The sequence below is a fragment of the Herbaspirillum sp. alder98 genome (assembly GCF_020179755.1).
GTDB lineage: Bacteria > Pseudomonadota > Gammaproteobacteria > Burkholderiales > Burkholderiaceae_D > Herbaspirillum.
The window spans coordinates 619,364-637,042 of sequence record NZ_JAIUCY010000001.1; the positions used below are offsets into that span (position 1 = coordinate 619,364).

General features: G+C 65.2%; 11 protein-coding genes. 10 read left to right on the top strand and 1 reads right to left on the bottom strand.

Annotated features, from left to right (window positions below):
- Window positions 1-189: 189 nt before the first annotated feature.
- From LBW87_RS02975 to guaD, 6 genes are all read left to right on the top strand, one after another.
- Window positions 190-1,953 carry an allantoate amidohydrolase gene (locus LBW87_RS02975; protein ID WP_225199933.1) on the top strand — a complete coding sequence of 588 codons (1,764 nt, stop codon included), beginning with the start codon at window positions 190-192 and terminating at the stop codon, window positions 1,951-1,953.
- Between the two features lie 124 nt (window positions 1,954-2,077).
- Window positions 2,078-3,403 carry an NCS2 family permease gene (locus tag LBW87_RS02980; protein ID WP_225199934.1) on the top strand — a complete coding sequence of 442 codons (1,326 nt, stop codon included), beginning with the start codon at window positions 2,078-2,080 and terminating at the stop codon, window positions 3,401-3,403.
- Between the two features lie 156 nt (window positions 3,404-3,559).
- Complete coding sequence (gene xdhA / locus LBW87_RS02985) at window positions 3,560-5,041, top strand: xanthine dehydrogenase small subunit (RefSeq protein WP_225199935.1); 1,482 nt, start codon at window positions 3,560-3,562, stop codon at window positions 5,039-5,041.
- A 17-nt stretch (window positions 5,042-5,058) separates the two neighbouring features.
- Window positions 5,059-7,425 (top strand): xanthine dehydrogenase molybdopterin binding subunit, encoded by a 2,367-nt coding sequence (gene xdhB, locus LBW87_RS02990; protein WP_225199936.1) that lies wholly within the window; start codon window positions 5,059-5,061, stop codon window positions 7,423-7,425.
- Window positions 7,422-8,300 (top strand): xanthine dehydrogenase accessory protein XdhC, encoded by an 879-nt coding sequence (gene xdhC / locus LBW87_RS02995; RefSeq protein WP_225199937.1) that lies wholly within the window; start codon window positions 7,422-7,424, stop codon window positions 8,298-8,300. Before xdhB ends, xdhC begins: the two co-directional genes overlap by 4 nt.
- On the top strand, window positions 8,297-9,598 hold the full coding sequence (gene guaD / locus LBW87_RS03000) for a guanine deaminase (protein WP_225199938.1): 1,302 nt from the start codon (window positions 8,297-8,299) through the stop codon (window positions 9,596-9,598). Before xdhC ends, guaD begins: the two co-directional genes overlap by 4 nt.
- A gap of 25 nt (window positions 9,599-9,623) precedes the next feature.
- Here guaD and LBW87_RS03005 read toward each other — a convergent pair whose 3' ends face one another.
- A complete protein-coding gene (locus tag LBW87_RS03005; protein ID WP_225199939.1) occupies window positions 9,624-10,226 on the bottom strand; it encodes a TetR/AcrR family transcriptional regulator in 603 nt (200 codons plus the stop codon).
- Window positions 10,227-10,484: 258 nt separating this feature from the next.
- Here LBW87_RS03005 and LBW87_RS03010 point away from each other — a divergent pair, with 258 nt between their 5' ends.
- The 4 genes from LBW87_RS03010 to mutS all read left to right on the top strand — a co-directional run bounded on the left by LBW87_RS03010 (window position 10,485) and on the right by mutS (window position 17,672).
- Window positions 10,485-11,933, top strand: a complete 1,449-nt coding sequence (locus LBW87_RS03010) for an efflux transporter outer membrane subunit (RefSeq protein WP_225199940.1) — start codon at window positions 10,485-10,487, stop codon at window positions 11,931-11,933.
- A 5-nt stretch (window positions 11,934-11,938) separates the two neighbouring features.
- Window positions 11,939-13,156, top strand: coding sequence for an HlyD family secretion protein (locus LBW87_RS03015; protein WP_225199941.1), 1,218 nt, complete (start codon window positions 11,939-11,941; stop codon window positions 13,154-13,156).
- A gap of 31 nt (window positions 13,157-13,187) precedes the next feature.
- Complete coding sequence (locus LBW87_RS03020; protein WP_225199942.1) at window positions 13,188-14,765, top strand: DHA2 family efflux MFS transporter permease subunit; 1,578 nt, start codon at window positions 13,188-13,190, stop codon at window positions 14,763-14,765.
- 219 nt (window positions 14,766-14,984) lie between these two features.
- Window positions 14,985-17,672: a DNA mismatch repair protein MutS gene (mutS, locus tag LBW87_RS03025; protein ID WP_225199943.1), complete on the top strand. Its 2,688-nt coding sequence runs from the start codon at window positions 14,985-14,987 to the stop codon at window positions 17,670-17,672.
- The last annotated feature ends 7 nt before the right edge of the window (window positions 17,673-17,679 follow it).

A 17,679-nucleotide genomic window follows, 5' to 3' on the forward strand; every position in this document is an offset into this window, starting at 1 on the left:
GCGCCGCAAGAATTCGGCAGCCGTTGATGACATAAGCTGATGCCAAGCCGCTGCAGATGTTTTAAAGTCTATGCTTTATATAAAGCGGCCAGAAAAGTCAGCCTGCAAGCCATCGTCGCCGATGCTGCTGCCTCGACAATCCGGCGCGACAATCGGCCGCCGCCACGCTCAGCCAGCAATCCCTTAGCCATGAACATGACCCTCGACCAACTCAATACCGCCGACGCCACCGCTTTCGCCACTGCGCTCCATGGCATCTACGAGCATTCGCCATGGATCCCGCAGCGCGCCGCGGCGCAACGCCCGTTCGCCACGCTGACGGCGCTCAAGCTGGCGCTGCAGAAGGTGGTGGTGAGCGCCACCCGCGACGAACAACTGGGTCTGGTGCGGGCGCACCCGGAACTGGCTGGCAAGGCCGACATCGCCGGCGAGCTGACCGCCGAATCGACCGGTGAACAGGCGCGCGCCGGGCTCAACATGTGCACGCCCGACGAATTCGCCACGCTGCAACGACTCAATGCCGACTACAACGCCAGGTTCGGCTTTCCGTTCATCCTGGCAGTCAAGGGACCGACCGGACAGGGCCTGGCGCGCAGCCAGATCATCGCCACCTTCACTCGCCGCCTGAAGAACCAGCCGGAAGACGAACTGCGTGAAGCGCTGCGACAGATCGGACGGATCGCCGAAATGCGCATCAACGACCTGCTGAGCCACCAGCCGGCGTTGGGCGCGCTGGTCATGCAATGGGCCGAAGAGATCGGCGCACTGTCCGAGGATGAAGGCGCGCTGACCTGTACTTATCTGACCGAGCCGCATCGGCAGACCGCGCAGCGCCTGGCGCAGTGGATGCGCGAGGCCGGCATGCAGGTGCAGATCGATGCGGTGGGCAATGTGGTCGGCCGCTACCTCTCGAACGATCCCCAGGCCAAGACCCTGATGACCGGCTCGCACTACGACACGGTGCGCAACGGCGGCAAGTACGACGGCCGCGAAGGCATCCTGATCCCGATCGCGCTGGTGAAGCATCTGAAGGAGCGCGGCGAGACCCTGCCGTTCCATTTCGAGGTGATCGGCTTCTCGGAAGAAGAAGGGGTGCGCTTCAAGAGCACGTTTCTCGGTAGCAATGCCGTCATCGGCCAATTCGACATGAACCTGCTCGACTTGCAGGACCGCGACGGCATCAGCATGCGCGAGGTGATCACCCAGGCCGGTCACGACGTCGCCGCGATCCCGCAGATCGCGCGCGATCCGGCCGACCTGCTGGGCTATGTCGAGGTGCATATCGAACAGGGCCCGGTGCTGCTGAACCGCGACCTGCCGGTGGGCATCGTCACCTCCATCGCCGGCAGTTCGCGTTATCTGGTCGACCTCAAGGGCGTGGCCAGCCATGCCGGCACCACGCCGATGGACATGCGTCGCGACGCCGCCACAGCCGCCGCCGAGATCATCCTGTATGTCGAACAGCGTTGCGCGCAGGACCAGCACGCCTCGCTGGTCGGCACGGTGGGCCAGTTGCAGGTGCCGCGCGGCTCGACCAACGTGATCCCCGGCGCCTGCCAGCTGTCGCTCGACATCCGCGCCGCGCGCGACGATATCCGCCAGGCAGCCGTGGCCGATGTGCTGGCGCGCATCACTGAAATCTGCGAGCGCCGCGGTGTCGAGGTCAAGCTGGAAGAGACCGTGTCGGCCCCGGCCGCGCCCTGCGCGCCGTGGCTCATGCAGCAACTGGCGGCGGCCACCGGGCGTGCCGGCATTGCCCCGTTCGAACTGGCGTCCGGCGCCGGTCACGATGCCATGACGATTGCCCGCCTGACCGACGTCTGCATGCTGTTTACCCGCTGCGGCAACGGCGGCATCAGCCACAATCCGCTGGAAACCATGACCGCCGACGATGCCGAGGTGTCGGCGCAGATCCTGCTGGACTTCCTGCGCAGCTTCAAACCCAAGGCCTGAGCATGACGGGCGCAGCCACGCGCTGCGCCCTCGCCGCCCATTGCCACACCAACCATCGCCCTTTTTCGGTGCACAATACGTCCTGACCGAAAAACCCGCGCCCGTCGCCCTGCCCCCGCCGATCATGAACCAGAACCACACGCCTCCAGCCACCCATGTCCTGGACCGCTTCTTCAAGCTTTCCGCCAACGGCACCACGGTGCGCACCGAACTGCTGGCCGGCCTCACCACCTTCCTGACGATGGCCTACATCATCTTCGTCAACCCGGCCATCCTGGGCGATGCCGGCATGCCGCGCGACGCCGTGTTCGTCGCCACCTGCCTGGCCGCAGCGGTGGGCACGCTGATCATGGGCCTGTACGCCAACTACCCTATCGGGCTGGCGCCGGGCATGGGACTCAACGCCTACTTCTCGTATGCCGTGGTCAAGGGCATGGGCTTCCCCTGGGAAGCCGCCCTGGGCGCGGTGTTCATCTCGGGCTGCCTGTTCCTGCTGGTGAGTGTGCTGCGCATCCGTGAAGTGATCATCAAGAGCATCCCGCGCTCGCTGCGCATGGCGATTCCGGCCGGGATCGGCCTGTTCCTGGCCATCATTTCACTCAAGAGCGCCGGCATCATCGCCGCCAACCCGGCCACCTTCGTGACACTGGGCGACCTGCACCAGCCCGCCGCGATCATGGCCGTGATCGGCTTCATGGTGATCGTCGCGCTCGACCACCTGAAGGTGCGCGGCGCGCTGCTGATCGGCATCCTGCTGGTGACGGTGCTGAGCTTCATCTTCGGCGGCAACCACTTCAGCGGCGTGTTCGCCGCCCCGCCTTCGCTGGCGCCCACCTTCCTGGCGCTCGACCTCAAGGGCGCGCTGTCGATGGGCTTGCTCAACGTGGTGCTGGTGTTCTTCCTGGTGGAACTGTTCGATGCCACCGGCACCTTGATGGGCGTGGCGCAACGCGCCGGCCTGATGAAGGATGGCCGCATGGATCGCCTCAACAAAGCGCTGCTGGCCGACAGCGGCGCCATCGCCGCCGGCGCCCTGCTGGGCACCTCCAGCACTACCGCCTATATCGAAAGCGCAGCGGGCGTGCAAGCCGGCGGACGTACCGGGCTGACCGCCGTGGCGATCGCCGTGCTGTTCCTGCTGTGCCTGTTCATCGCGCCCCTGGCGGGCGTGGTGCCGGCCTATGCCACCGCGCCGGCATTGTTCTTCGTGGCCTGCCTGATGGTGCGCGAGTTGATGGATATCGACTGGAACGACACCACCGAATGCATCCCGGCCGTCATCACCGCCCTGGTGATGCCGTTCACCTACTCCATCGCCAATGGACTGGCGCTGGGGTTCATCAGTTATGCGGCGCTCAAGTTGCTGACCGGACGCGCGCGCGATGTATCGGGTGTAATCTGGATCATCGCCGCCGTATTCCTGTTCAAGCTGGTCTGGCTGGGCGAATAACAGCCAGGGTCGGGATTGTTGCGGCCGGCGCGCCGACAATCCCGACACGCCAGTTGCTCCAGACAATCGACATTGTCGATTGCAGGCCCCGGCATGTTTCTTGAATGTGGTCGAAGGCAGGAAATTTTGTTAACAATCCCACTTAACCGCACCCACATGTCACAAGCCATCCGTTTCCACTACCGTGGCAAGACCCACCACGTGCAGGACCTGCCAGCCACCCGCACGGTGCTGCAGCACCTGCGCGAAGACTTGCACTGCACCGGCACCAAGGAAGGCTGCGCCGAGGGCGATTGCGGTGCATGCACGGTAGTGGTGGGCGAGCTGCTGGAAGACGGCCGGCTCGACCTCAAGACCGTCAACGCCTGCATCCAGTTCTTGCCGACCCTCGACGGCCGTGCGCTGTTCACGGTGGAAGACCTGCGCCAGCCAGATGGCTGCCTGCATCCGGTGCAACAGGCCATGGTCGAATGCCATGGCTCGCAGTGCGGCTTTTGCACGCCCGGTTTCGTCATGTCGCTATGGGGCTTGTACCTGCGCCACGAAAGCGACGGCGTCGCCCCCACCCAACGCGAGATCGATGACGCGCTGTCGGGCAACCTGTGCCGTTGCACCGGGTATCGCCCGATCATCGACGCGGCCCAGCGGATGGGCCAGTTGCCCAAGGTGGCTTTCGACCGGGCGCAGGTCAGCCAGGCGTTGGCTGCGCTGCGGCGCGACACGCCGCTGGCCTTCACCCATGAAAACCAGACCTTCCATGCGCCACGCACGCTCGAGCAATTGGCGCAGTTGCGCCATGCCCTGCCGCAAGCGCGCCTGTTGGCGGGTTCGACCGATGTCGGCCTGTGGGTGACCAAGCAGATGCGCGACCTGGGCGATCTCATCTATATCGGTCAGGTCGCGCCATTGCGCGAGGTGGGCGAACACGACGGCTGGCTCGAGATCGGCGCCGCCGTCACGCTCGAGCAAGCCTATGCGGCCGCTCATCGCCACTACCCCGAACAGTTATCCGAACTGTGGCAGCGCTTTGCCTCGCTGCCGGTGCGCAATGCCGGTACGCTGGGCGGCAATGTCGCCAACGGTTCGCCCATCGGCGACTCGATGCCCTGGCTGATCGCCCTGGGCGCGCAGGTCGTGCTGTACGGCGTCGGTGGCCAGCGCGTCATGCCGCTGGAAGATTTTTACCTCGACTACCAGAAGTCGGCGCTGCAGGCCGACGAGTTCGTGCAGGCGATCCGGATTCCCCTGCCGCGTGCCGATGTGCGGTTCAGGACGTATAAATTATCCAAGCGCTTCGACCAGGACATCTCGGCCGTCTGCGCCGCCTTTGCCCTGACCATCGTCGACGACCAGGTGGTAGCGGCGCGCATCGCCTACGGCGGCATGGCCGCCACGCCCCGGCGCGCCAGCCGGGCCGAGGCCGAACTGGTTGGCCAGGCCTGGGACCAGGCCCGGGTGCGCGCAGCCATGGCGGCATTGGCGCAAGACTTCGCGCCGCTGTCGGACATGCGCGCCAGCGCCGGCTACCGCCTGCGCACGGCGCAGAACCTGCTGTACCGCTACTGGCTGGAAACCCGCACCGAGGCGCCGCTGGCGCCGCAGGACGTGCGGGCCTTCGCCGTCACGACAAGGGGTTGAGCGCCATGGGAGAATCGATGAAACAACAGTCCCTGATGCAGGCCCCCGCCGCGCCCGTCGATGGATGGGTGCAAGTCGGCAAGCCGCACCCGCACGAATCGGCCATGCTGCACGTGACCGGCGAAGCCACTTATACCGATGACATCGCCGAACTGCACGGCACCCTGCATGCCGCGCTCGGCCTGTCGCAGAAAGCGCATGCCCGGATCAGGGCAATCGACCTGTCCAAGGTCAGCGCCGCGCCGGGCGTGGTGGCGGTATACACCGCGCGCGACATCCCTGGCGAAAACCAGTGCGGGGCCATCCTGCACGACGAAGCGGTGCTGGCCGATGGCCTGGTCGAATACGTCGGCCAGCCGATCTTCATCGTGGTCGCCGACAGCCATGATCATGCACGCCGCGCCGCTCGCCTGGCGCTGGTCGATTATGAAGAACTGCCCGCCATTTTGACCCCACGCGCCGCCCATGCCGCGCAATCGTATGTATTGCCGCCGATGCAGCTGGCACGCGGCGACGCCGCCACCGCCTTCGCGCAGGCGCCGCATAAGCTGCGCGGCCAGCTCGATGTGGGCGGCCAGGAACAGTTCTACCTGGAAGGCCAGATCTCGTACGCCATTCCCAAGGAGGGCCGGGCGCTGCACGTCTATTGCTCGACCCAGCATCCCAGCGAGATGCAGCACCATATCGCCCAGGTGCTGCAACTGGCGTCGCACGACGTGCTGGTCGAATGCCGTCGCATGGGTGGCGGCTTCGGCGGCAAGGAATCGCAATCGGCCCTGTGGGCCTGTGCGGCGGCGGTCGCGTCCACGCTCCTGCGACGCCCGGTCAAGCTGCGCGCCGACCGCGACGACGACATGATGGTCACCGGCAAGCGTCATTGCTTCGCCTATGACTACGAGATCGGCTACGACGACGAAGGCCGCATCCTGGCCGCCAAGGTGGTGATGATGCTGCGCGCCGGTTTCTCGGCCGACCTGTCGGGACCGGTGGCCACGCGCGCGGTGTGCCACTTCGACAATGCCTATTATTTGTCGGATGTCGACATCCGGGCCCTGTGCGGCAAGACCAATACCCAGTCCAACACGGCCTTCCGTGGCTTCGGCGGGCCGCAAGGCGCGCTGGCCATCGAATACGCCATCGACGACATCGCCCGCACGCTGGGACGCGATGCGCTGGCGGTGCGCCGGGTCAATTTCTATGATGCCAGCGACGCCACCGCCCCCCAGGCGCGCAACGTGACGCACTACGGGCAGAAGGTCGGCGACAACGTGATCCATGCGCTGGTCGACCAGTTGGAAGAAAGCAGCGACTACCAGCGTCGCCGTGTCGAGATTGCCGCCTTCAACGCCACTAGCGAGGTCTTGAAGAAAGGCCTGGCGCTGACGCCGGTGAAGTTCGGCATTTCATTCAACGTGCCGCACCTGAACCAGGCCGGTGCGCTGGTACACGTCTATACCGATGGCTCGGTGCTGGTGAACCACGGCGGCACCGAAATGGGCCAGGGCCTCAACACCAAGGTGGCGCAGGTGGTCGCCCATGCCCTGGGCATCCCGCTGCAACAGGTACGTTGCAGCGCCACCGATACCAGCAAGGTCGCCAACACCTCGGCCACGGCCGCCTCGACCGGCAGCGATCTCAACGGCCGTGCCGCCGAAGACGCAGCGCTGCAGATCCGCGCGCGACTGGCGCAGGTGGCCGCAGCCCGCCTTGGCGTGGCGCCCGAACAGCTGCGCTTTGCCGATGGCCGGGTCACGGCGGGCGAACAGTCGATCGGCTTTTCCGAACTGGTGATGCAGGCCTACCTGGCGCGGGTGCAGCTCTGGTCCGATGGTTTCTACGCCACCCCGACGGTGCATTGGGACAGCAAGACCATGACCGGGCATCCGTTCTTCTACTTTGCCTATGGCGCGGCGGTGTCGGAGGTCGTCATCGACACACTGACCGGCGAATTCAAGCTGCTGCGCGCCGACCTGCTCTACGATGCCGGTCGCAGCCTGAACCCGGCCATCGACATCGGCCAGGTCGAAGGCGGCTTCATCCAGGGCATGGGCTGGCTGACCACCGAAGAATTGTGGTGGAACCGGGACGGCAAGCTGATGACGCATGCGCCCTCGACCTACAAGATTCCGGCCATCTCGGATTGTCCGGCCGATCTGCGCACGACCCTGTTCGACAACGCCAACGTGGCCGACACCATCCATCGCTCCAAGGCCACCGGCGAGCCGCCGCTGCTGCTGCCGTTCTCGGTATTGTTCGCCATCCGCGACGCCATCTCGGCCGTGGGCGAACATCGCATCAACCCGCCCCTGCGCGCACCGGCCACCAGCGAAGCCATCCTGGATGCGGTCGATGCCGTGCGCGCCGCCATGGAGCAAGCATCATGACGACCTGGCTGGCGGCGCTGCAGCAACTGCATGCGCGCGCCGAGACGGCGGTACTGGTCTCGGTGGTCGCCACGCAGGGCTCGGCCCCGCGCGAGCGCGGCGCGCGCATGGTCTATTCGGCCCAGGAGCAATTCGACACCATCGGCGGCGGCCATCTCGAATGGCGCGCGGCCCAGATCGCGCGCGCCATGCTGCGCGACACACCCTCACCATCGCCGACGCGGATGGAACGCATCGCCCTCGGCCCCAGCCTGGGACAATGCTGCGGCGGCGTGGTGATGCTTTCGTTCGAACTGGTCAACGCCCAATCCGGCCCGCAACTGGCGGCCTGGGAAGAGGCCGAGCATGCGCGCCAGCAGTCGCTGCCGCAAGTGGTCCTGTTCGGCGCCGGCCATGTGGGTGCGGCCATCGTGCGACTGTTGAGCACCCTGCCCTGCCGCGTGCTGTGGGTCGACGAGCGTGACGACATGTTTCCCGCCGACTTGCCGCCGCACATCACGATCGAAGCCACCGACGTTCCCAATGCGGCCGTCGACATGGCCGACAGCGGCGCCTACTATCTGGTCATGACGCACAGCCACTCGCTCGACCAGCAATTGAGCGAGCGCATCCTCAGGCGCGATGACATCGCCTGGTTCGGCCTCATCGGTTCACTTACCAAGCGCCGCCAGTTCGAACATCGCCTGCAGGAGCGTGGCGTCACGCCGGCACAATTGAACCGCATCACCTGCCCGATCGGTATCGCCGGCATCGACGGCAAGGAGCCCGCCAGTATCGCCATCGCGGTGGCGGCGCAACTGATGCAACTGTGGGAGCACTCCCGCAACACAGAGCGGCAGCAGCGCATCGCGTGCCGCATCGAGGAAACCCCATGACTGCTTCCCTGCAAGCCTATCGCGCCAGCCTGCTGCATTTTTCCGGCGATCCCGCCTTCGACCCGCACGCCACGCAGTGGCACAGCGACGGCTTGCTGGTGGTGGAAGACGGCCGCATTCGTGCCGCTGGAGACTATCCGCAACTGGTCGCCACGCTGTCTGCCGAGGTAAAGGTGGAGGACCTGCGCGGCAAGATCATCGCGCCCGGCTTCATCGACACCCACGTGCATTATCCGCAGACCGACATCATCGGTTCTCCCGCGCCGGGCCTGCTGCCGTGGCTGAACAACTACACCTTCCCGGCCGAGCGCCGCTTCGAGAGCAGCGCGCACGGTGGCGAAGTGGCTGGGTTCTTCCTGGATGAACTGCTGCGCAACGGCACCACCAGCGCCGCCGTCTACTGCACGGTCCACCCGCAATCGGTGGATGCCTTCTTCGAACACAGCCATGCGCGCAACCTGCGCATGGTGGCTGGCAAGTGCCTGATGGACCGCAATGCGCCGGATTTCCTGTGCGACACCGCCGAGACCGGCGTGCGCGAAAGCCAGGACCTGATCGAACGCTGGCACGGCCGCGGACGCCAGAGCTACGCCATCACCGTGCGCTTCGCGCCCACCTCGACGCCGGAACAGATGAGACTGGCGGGCGAACTGGCGGCGCAGTATCCGGATGTCTATATCCAGACCCACGTAGCCGAAAATACCGATGAGGTGCAATGGGTGAAGGAACTGTACCCGGATGCGCGTAGCTATCTCGACGTCTATGACGGCTATGGATTGATGCGCCAGCGCGCCCTGTATGCGCATTGCATCTGGCTCGACGATGCCGATCGCGCCCGCATGGCGGCCACGCAATCGGCGGCCACGCTGTGCCCGACCTCCAACCTGTTCCTGGGCAGCGGCCTGTTCGATTTTGCCCGCGCCGATGCGGCACGGGTGCCGCTGTCGCTGGCCACCGATGTCGGCGGCGGCACCAGTTTCTCGATGTTGCAGACGATGAACGAGTTATACAAGGTGGCGCGCATGGGCGGCACCTACCTGCCGGCGCAGCGCATGTTCTACCTGGCCACGCTGGGCGGGGCGCGTGCGCTGCAACTGGAAGGCACGATCGGCAACTTTGCGGTGGGCTGCGAGGCCGACTTCGTAGTGCTCGACCCCCGCGCCACGCCCTTGCTGGCACGCCGCAGCGCCACCACCGACAGCCTCGAGGAACAGTTGTTTGCGCTGGCGATCCTGGGCGACGACCGCACCATCGCCGCCACCTATTCGGCGGGGCGGCTGGTGCACAGTCGCGATTGATTTACCGCAGCGTCCAACCGCCGCCTCAGCGCGGCTGGTAGAGGTACACGAAAGCGTCCACCGCCCGCTCGGCCGACGCCGCCAGTTGGTCGGGGTCGACTTCGGTGACGACATTGAGCATGCGCACGTCCATCCACTCCGATTCGATCAACGAGCGGAACTGCAACGCGGCGATCCACGCATCCGACGCATGCAGCTGTCCGGCATCCATCTTCACCTTCAGAAATGCAGCGATGCGCGTCCATCCGCGCTTGGGGCCGCGCTCGTACAGCATCGGGCCCAGTTCCGACTTGCCGGCGTAGTACATCGTCAAACGCTTGACGGCGATCACCTCCGGCTTGAGCACGATCTCCAAATAATGTTTGGCCAGTCGCAATAAACCTGCGCGTATATCGTCTTCGTCGTCGAGAGCAGTGAACGCCTGTTCGAACTGGCAACCGACCTGCTTGAGCATCACCTCGACGAAGATTTCTTCCTTCGAGTTGAAGTAGTTGTACAGCGTGGCCTTGGAGCCGCCGATGCGGGCCGATATCTCGGCCATCGACGCCCCTTCGAAGCCGATCTCGTTGAATACCTCGGCGGCGGTATCGATCATCGCCTGCCGTCGTTCTTCACTTTTCTTTCGCATGCCTTTTTCCCGGGTGCACGAGACACCGTTGCAATTATGCAATTGTAGGCGAAGTTAGCGTCATAAGACGACCACTTCAACGACAAAAGCAGAAATACATCATTTCAAAAAAGATGCGAGCAAATTTTCGCAATTCATCTTGACGACAGCTTTTTCTCAATACTATACTGAACTGTACAGTTTAAAAACCTCATTGTCATCCACGTCATGAACCCTCCCAACTCTCTTGCAACGCGCAGCGCGGTGCCTCGCACGGCAATGGCTGCGGCCGTCGTGCTGGCCACGCTGGCGCTGGCCGGTTGCGCCGGCTTTACCGATCTCGGCCCCCGCGCCGAACCCAAGTCCATCGACCGCTACCAGAGCGGCCAGGCACTGGCTGGCGCCACGCCGCTGGCGGCCTGGCCTGCCGATCAATGGTGGCGCGTGTATGGCGACGACCAGCTCGACGCCCTGATCGGGGAAGCGCTGCAAGGCGCGCCGTCGATGGCGCTGGCGCAGGCGCGGCTGCTGAAGGCCCAGGGGGTGGCGCAGCAGCAAGGTGCGGCGCTGTATCCGCAGATCAGCGCCAATGCGTCGGTCGACCATATGAAGCAGAGCTATAACAACGGCATGCCGGCCGAGTACGTTCCCAAGAACTACAACAACGAAGCCCGCGCCACGCTGGACTTCAGCTACGAGATCGACTTCTGGGGCAAGAACCGCGCCGCGCTGGCGGCCGCCACTTCCGAACTCGACGCCGCCCAGGCCGATGCGGCACAGGCCCGCATCACGCTGGCCGCCTCGATCGCATCGGCCTACGCCGAGCTCGACCAGTTGTACAACCAGCGCGATACCAACGCCGCCGCGCTGACCGTGCGCGTGGCCTCGCTCGACCTGTTCAACCAGCGTTTTGCCAACGGCCTGGAAACGCGCGGCACGGTCAAGCAGATGGAGGCGCGCCGCGCCATGGCAGAAGCCGATCTCAAGGCCACCGATGAATCGATCGCCCTGCAACGCAACAAGCTGGCCGCGCTGGCCGGCGCAGGCCCGGATCGCGGCCTGCTGCTGGTGCGTCCGAAGATTGACCTGTCGCATCCATTCGCCCTGCCCGAGCAGATTCCGGTGAACCTGCTGGGCCGTCGTCCCGAGATCGTGGCGGCGCGCCTGCGCGCCGAAGCGGCGGGCAAGCAGATCAAGGTGGCGCGCGCCGCGTTCTACCCCAACGTCAATCTCAAGGCCTATTTCGGCTTCCAGTCGCTGGGGCTGGACCTGCTGACCAAGAACGGTTCGGACATCGGCAGCATCGGGCCGGCGATTTCGCTGCCGATCTTCAATGGCGGTCAATTGCGCGGCCAGTTCCGCAGCGCCAGCGGCAGCTATGACGAAGCCGTGGCCAATTACGACCAGGCCGTCACGCAAGCCTTGCAGGACGTGGCCGACGTCACGGTCAGCGAGAAAGCGCTGGCCGGCCGGCTGGACAAGGTGCAAGACGCCGCCGATGCAGCCGAAGAGGCCTATCGCATCGTCAGCAACCGTTACAACGGCGGCCTGGCCACTTACCTCGATGTGCTCAACGCCCAGGACACGCTGATCAGCAACCTGCGCGAACTGTCGACCCTGCGCTCGCGCCGCTTCTCGCTGGACGTGGCGCTGGTGCGCGCACTCGGCGGCGGCTACCAGGCCACGACAGCACCCACGACAACAACAGAACAGCAAGCGAAAGGTTGAACATCATGTCCCAGAACGAATCCCCCATCTCCAACAATGCGGCCGCAGACGCCGCCACCGATGCCGCCAATGGCCAGAAGCGCAAGAAGCTCTTCACCATCCTGGGCGGAGTGCTGGTGATCGCCGGCATCGGCTACGGCGCCTACTGGTACCTGATCGGCTCGCGCTATGTCGAGACCGACAATGCCTATACGGCCACCGAGATCTCGGTGCTGACACCGGCCATCAACGGCATCGTGGCCGAGGTCAAGGTGGTCGATACCCAGGCCGTCAAGAAGGGCGATGTCCTGGTGACGATTGACGACAGCGACGCCAGGCTGGCACTGCTGCAGGCCGAAGCCGACCTGAACCGCACCGAGCGCCGGGTGCAAGGCTTCTTCGCCAACGATGCCGGCCTGGCGGCCCAGGTGCTGGCGCGCGAAGCCGAACAGAAGCGCGCCGCGGCGCAGCTGCTGTCGGCCCAGGCTGACCTGAAGCGGGCCGAGATCGACCTGCAGCGACGCGAAGCGCTGGCCAAGTCGGGGTCGGTGTCGGGTGAGGAATTGAGCAATGCGCGCACCGCCCTGCTCACCGCCCAGGCCAACCAGAAGGCCGCCGAAGCCAGCGAAATCCAGTCGCGCGCCAACACCCGCGCCACCCTGGGCGCGCAAAAGGCCAGCACCGTGCTGACCGCCGACACCACCGTCGAGAACAACCCCGAAGTGCTGCTGGCGCGTGCCAAGCGCGACCAGGCAAAGCTTGACCTGGAGCGCACCGTCTTGCGCGCCCCGGTCGATGGCGTGGTGGCGCGACGCCAGGTGCAGGTCGGCCAGCGCGTGCAGACCGGCGCTTCGCTGCTGTCGCTGGTGCCGCTGCAGCAGATGCACGTCGACGCCAACTTCAAGGAAGGCCAATTGACCAAGGTACGCATCGGCATGCCGGTCACCATGAAGGCTGACCTGTATGGCGGCTCGGTCGAATACCACGGCGTCGTGACCGGTATGTCGGGCGGCACCGGTTCGGCCTTTGCGGTGATCCCGGCGCAGAACGCCACCGGCAACTGGATCAAGGTGGTGCAGCGCCTGCCGGTGCGGATCTCGATCGATCCCAAGGAACTGGCGCAGCGTCCGCTGTCGGTGGGCCTGTCGATGATGGTCGAGATCGATACCCGCGGCCAGATGCAGGCGGGCGACGTCCAGCCGCGCACGGCCAGCAACGAACAGGCCAGTGCCAAGGCGCTGTAAGCCACCGGCATCCTGATTACAAGAGGCACTCATGTCATCCACTCTTACTGCCGAGGCCGGCTCGCCATCGGCCCCGACGCCGGCGCCGGGATTGTTCGAAGCGCCGTTGACCGGCGGCAAGCTGGTCGGCGCCGGCATCCTGCTGGCGGCGGCCAACTTCATCGCCGTGCTCGACACCACCATCGCCAACGTCTCGGTGTCGACCATCTCCGGCGCGCTGGGCTCGTCGACCAGCCAGGGCACCTACGTCATCACCTCCTATGCGGTGGCCGAGGCGATCACCGTGCCGCTGACCGGCTGGCTCGCCAATCGCTTCGGCACGGTGCGCGTGTTCATCCTGTCGATGATCATGTTCGGCGTCTTCTCGGCCCTGTGCGGGCTGGCCAATTCGCTGGGCATGCTGATCTTCTTCCGTATCCTGCAAGGCTTCGCCGGCGGCCCCTTGATGCCGCTGTCGCAAACCCTGCTGCTGCGTATTTTCCCCAAGGAAAAAGCGCCCGCCGCGATTGGCCTGTGGGCCATGACCACGCTGGTGGCGCCGATTGCCGGCCCGATCCTGGGCGGGGTGCTGTGCGACCAGTACAGCTGGCCCTACATCTTCTGGATCAACGTGCCGGTGGCGCTGGTGTGCGGCTACATCGGCTGGCGCATGCTCAGCCGCTACGAGTCGCCCACGGTCAAGTTGCCGATCGACCGGGTCGGCATGCTGCTGATGGTGGTGTGGGTCGCCGCGTTGCAGTTCATGCTCGATGAGGGCAAGGAAAAAGACTGGTTCGCCTCCACCGAGATCGTGGTGCTGGCAGTCATTGCGGTGGTGTTCTTTATCGCCTTCCTGATCTGGGAGTTGACCGAACGCAATCCGATCGTCGATCTGCGGGTGTTTCGCCATCGCGGCTTCACCGCCAGCGTGGTCACCATCTGCCTGGCCTTCGGCGCGTTCTTCGGCTCGGTGGTGCTGACCCCGCTCTGGTTGCAGGGTTATATGGGCTACACCGCCACCTCCTCGGGCCTGGTGTCGGCCATGACCGGCATCCTGGCCGTGATTGCAGCGCCGATGGTGGCCAAGATGTCGACCACCGTGGACGCCCGCAAGCTAGTTTGCATCGGCGTGGTGTGGCTGGGGCTGATGACCTTCGTGCGCGCCTTCAACACCACCGACATGACCATGGTGCAGATTGGCTGGCCGCTGTTCCTGCAGGGCGTGGGCCTGCCGCTGTTCTTCGTACCGCTGACCGGCCTGGCCTTGTCATCGGTGAACGAGTCAGAGACCGCTTCGGCGGCTGGCCTGATGAGTTTTTGCCGCACCATGGCCGGCGCCATCGCAACGTCCATCGTCAACACCAGCTGGGAAAACGACAGCACCTACTTCCACGCCGAGTTGTCGGGCCTGGCGGACCGCATGGGTGACGCGGTGGGCAGCATGACGCAATCGGGCATGTCGGTCGACCAGGCCACGGCTTCGCTGGCGCAGACGGTGCAGAACCAGGCGGTGATGCTGGCCACCAACCATATCTTCATGATGGCCGCGATCTCGTTCTCGCTGGCGGCCATGGCGGTCTGGTTTGCGCCCAAGCCGACACGGGTGGCCGATACCTCGTCGGCGCACTGACATCAACGTTCTCCCAAGATCTGCTCAGCTCCCCTGACGGATCGGACCGGCGGTCGCTTCGGCGGCCGCCGGTTTTTTATTGCCCAATCACAAAAATTACCCGGGCGCAATGCGCTTGGCGGCCCCTCCCCTTGCGCGTACAATTCCGGCTCATGCATGCGGACCCCCGGTCCGCATTTTGATTTATGCGCCTGCCGCGCCGCACTTCCCGATAGCCTGATGACCAAAGACCTCGCCGCTCACACGCCCATGATGCAGCAATACCTGCGCATCAAGGCCGACCACCCGCACACGCTGGTGTTCTATCGCATGGGCGATTTCTACGAACTGTTTTTCGAGGACGCCGAAAAAGCCTCGCGCCTGATGGGCGTGACGCTGACCCAGCGCGGCTCGTCCAATGGCACCCCGATCAAGATGGCCGGGGTGCCCTTCCATTCGATGGAGCAGTACCTGGGACGACTCATCAAGCTGGGTGAATCGGTGGCCATCTGCGAACAGATCGGCGACCCTGCCACCAGCAAGGGGCCGGTCGAGCGCAAGGTGGTGCGGGTGGTTACGCCCGGCACGCTGAGCGACTCCGACCTGCTGCCCGAAAAGTCCGAACGCTGCCTGCTGGCCTTGCAGATCGTGGCCGGGCGCCAGCGCAAGCAGATGCAGGTCGGCCTGTCGTGGCTGTCGATGGCCAGCGGCGCGTTGAAGCTGATGGAATTCACCGTCGACAGCGCCTTGCTGGAGACCCGCGTGAAGCAGGAGCTGGAACGCATCTCGCCGGCCGAAGTGCTGGTGGCCGATGGCCAGCTCGAACACTGGGCCGACATCCTGCCCGGCCGCGCCGTGAACGTGCCCGACTGGCATTTCGACCTGCCCAGCAGCGAAAAGGCCTTGCTCGAACAATTGGGCGTGGCGACCTTGCACGGCTTCGGCGCCCAGGGCCTGGATGCCGCCATCGGCGCCGCCGGCGCCCTGCTGCGTTATGCGCAATCGACCCAGGGCCGCGGCTTGCAGCATGTGCGCGCACTGACGGTGGAATCCGAAAACGAATTCATCGGGCTCGACGCCTCGACCCGGCGCAACCTGGAACTGACCGAGACCATCCGCGCGCAAGACGCCAATGCGCTCTCGCCCACGCTCTTTTCGACGCTCGACCATTGCCGCACGGCGATGGGCTCACGCCTGCTGCGTCACTGGCTGCACCACGCGCTGCGCGACCAGTCGGTGGCCCGCGAGCGCCATGCGGCAGTCAATGCGCTGATGCGGGCCGATGCCTGCTCGGGCCTGTCGGCGACGCTGGCTGCGGTACCCGACATCGAACGCATCACCACCCGCATCGCCCTGCTGTCGGCCCGTCCGCGTGACCTGGCCGGGCTGCGCGCCGGCCTGCAACAACTGGGTTCGCTGCGCAATTATGTCGAGATGTGCGCCCGCGACGCCGCCGCCCCCCTGCTGCAGGCCCTGCACGAAGCGCTGGCTACGCCGGTCGAGTGCGTCGACCTGCTGGAGCGCGCCATTCAGCTGGAACCGGCAGCGCTGGTGCGCGACGGTGGTGTGATTGCGCGCGGCTACGACGCCGAGCTGGACGAGTTGCGCGGGCTGTCCGAGAACGCCGGGCAATACCTGCTCGACCTCGAAAGCCGCGAGCGCGAACGCACCGGCATCGCCAACCTGCGGGTCGAATACAACAAGGTGCACGGTTTCTATATCGAGGTCACCAACGGCCAGACCGACAAGGTGCCGGACGACTATCGCCGGCGCCAGACCCTCAAGAATGCCGAGCGCTACATCATCCCCGAACTCAAGGCATTCGAAGACAAGGCCTTGTCGGCGCAGGAGCGTTCGCTCTCGCGCGAGAAGTTCCTGTACGAGCAACTGCTGGGCGAGCTGGGCCAGCATATCCCCCGCCTGCAATCGATCGCCCATGCCACGGCGCAACTCGACACGCTGGTGGCGCTGGCTGACCACGCCGCCCGCAACAACTGGTGCGCGCCGCTGCTGGTGACCGAGCCCAGCATCCAGATCGAGCAGGGACGCCATCCTGTGGTCGAGAACCAGATCGAGCGCTTCATCGCCAACGATTGCCAGCTCTCCGCCGAGCGCAAGCTGTTATTGATCACCGGCCCCAACATGGGCGGTAAGTCGACCTACATGCGTCAGGTGGCGCTGATCACGCTGCTGGCCTATGTCGGCAGCTTCGTGCCGGCCGCCAGCGCGACCATCGGGCCGATCGACCGTATCTTCACCCGTATCGGCGCCGCCGACGACCTGGCGGGCGGCCGTTCGACCTTCATGGTCGAGATGACTGAATCGGCCGCCATCCTCAACAATGCCAGCGAACATTCGCTGGTGTTGATGGATGAAGTCGGTCGCGGCACCTCGACCTTCGACGGCCTGGCGCTGGCGTGGGCGATTGCGCGGCACCTGATCGACGTCACCCGCAGCTTCACGCTGTTCGCCACCCATTACTTTGAGTTGACGCAACTGCCCGAAATCCACCCGAGCGCCACCAACGTGCATCTGTCGGCGGTGGAGCACAAGGACAGCATCGTCTTCCTGCATGCGGTACAGGACGGCCCGGCCTCGCAAAGCTACGGCTTGCAGGTGGCCCAACTGGCCGGCGTGCCGGCGGCGGTGATCCGCGCTGCGCGCCGTCACCTGAGCCAGCTGGAGAATCAGTCGGTGCAGGCCACGCCGCAGTTCGACCTGTTCAATGCAGCGCCTTATCAGTCGCACGACGAGGCAGCTGACACAGGGCCGTCAGAAACTAATGAACAAGCGGGGCTGGCCGCAGTCCAACCGGATCCGCAGGCCCAGGCCGTATTAGAACAACTGCAACAACTGGACCCGGACGCGCTGACCCCGCGCCAGGCGCTGGACGCGCTGTATCAACTAAAACAATTGCAATCCAAATAAACGCCGG

Coding starts and splice junctions, on each gene's coding strand:
- LBW87_RS02975 (WP_225199933.1), top strand. CDS start 190: ATGAACATGACCCTCGACCAACTCAATACCGCCGACGCCACCGCTTTC.
- LBW87_RS02980 (WP_225199934.1), top strand. CDS start 2,078: ATGAACCAGAACCACACGCCTCCAGCCACCCATGTCCTGGACCGCTTC.
- xdhA (WP_225199935.1), top strand. CDS start 3,560: ATGTCACAAGCCATCCGTTTCCACTACCGTGGCAAGACCCACCACGTG.
- xdhB (WP_225199936.1), top strand. CDS start 5,059: ATGAAACAACAGTCCCTGATGCAGGCCCCCGCCGCGCCCGTCGATGGA.
- xdhC (WP_225199937.1), top strand. CDS start 7,422: ATGACGACCTGGCTGGCGGCGCTGCAGCAACTGCATGCGCGCGCCGAG.
- guaD (WP_225199938.1), top strand. CDS start 8,297: ATGACTGCTTCCCTGCAAGCCTATCGCGCCAGCCTGCTGCATTTTTCC.
- LBW87_RS03005 (WP_225199939.1), bottom strand. CDS start 10,226: ATGCGAAAGAAAAGTGAAGAACGACGGCAGGCGATGATCGATACCGCC.
- LBW87_RS03010 (WP_225199940.1), top strand. CDS start 10,485: ATGGCTGCGGCCGTCGTGCTGGCCACGCTGGCGCTGGCCGGTTGCGCC.
- LBW87_RS03015 (WP_225199941.1), top strand. CDS start 11,939: ATGTCCCAGAACGAATCCCCCATCTCCAACAATGCGGCCGCAGACGCC.
- LBW87_RS03020 (WP_225199942.1), top strand. CDS start 13,188: ATGTCATCCACTCTTACTGCCGAGGCCGGCTCGCCATCGGCCCCGACG.
- mutS (WP_225199943.1), top strand. CDS start 14,985: ATGACCAAAGACCTCGCCGCTCACACGCCCATGATGCAGCAATACCTG.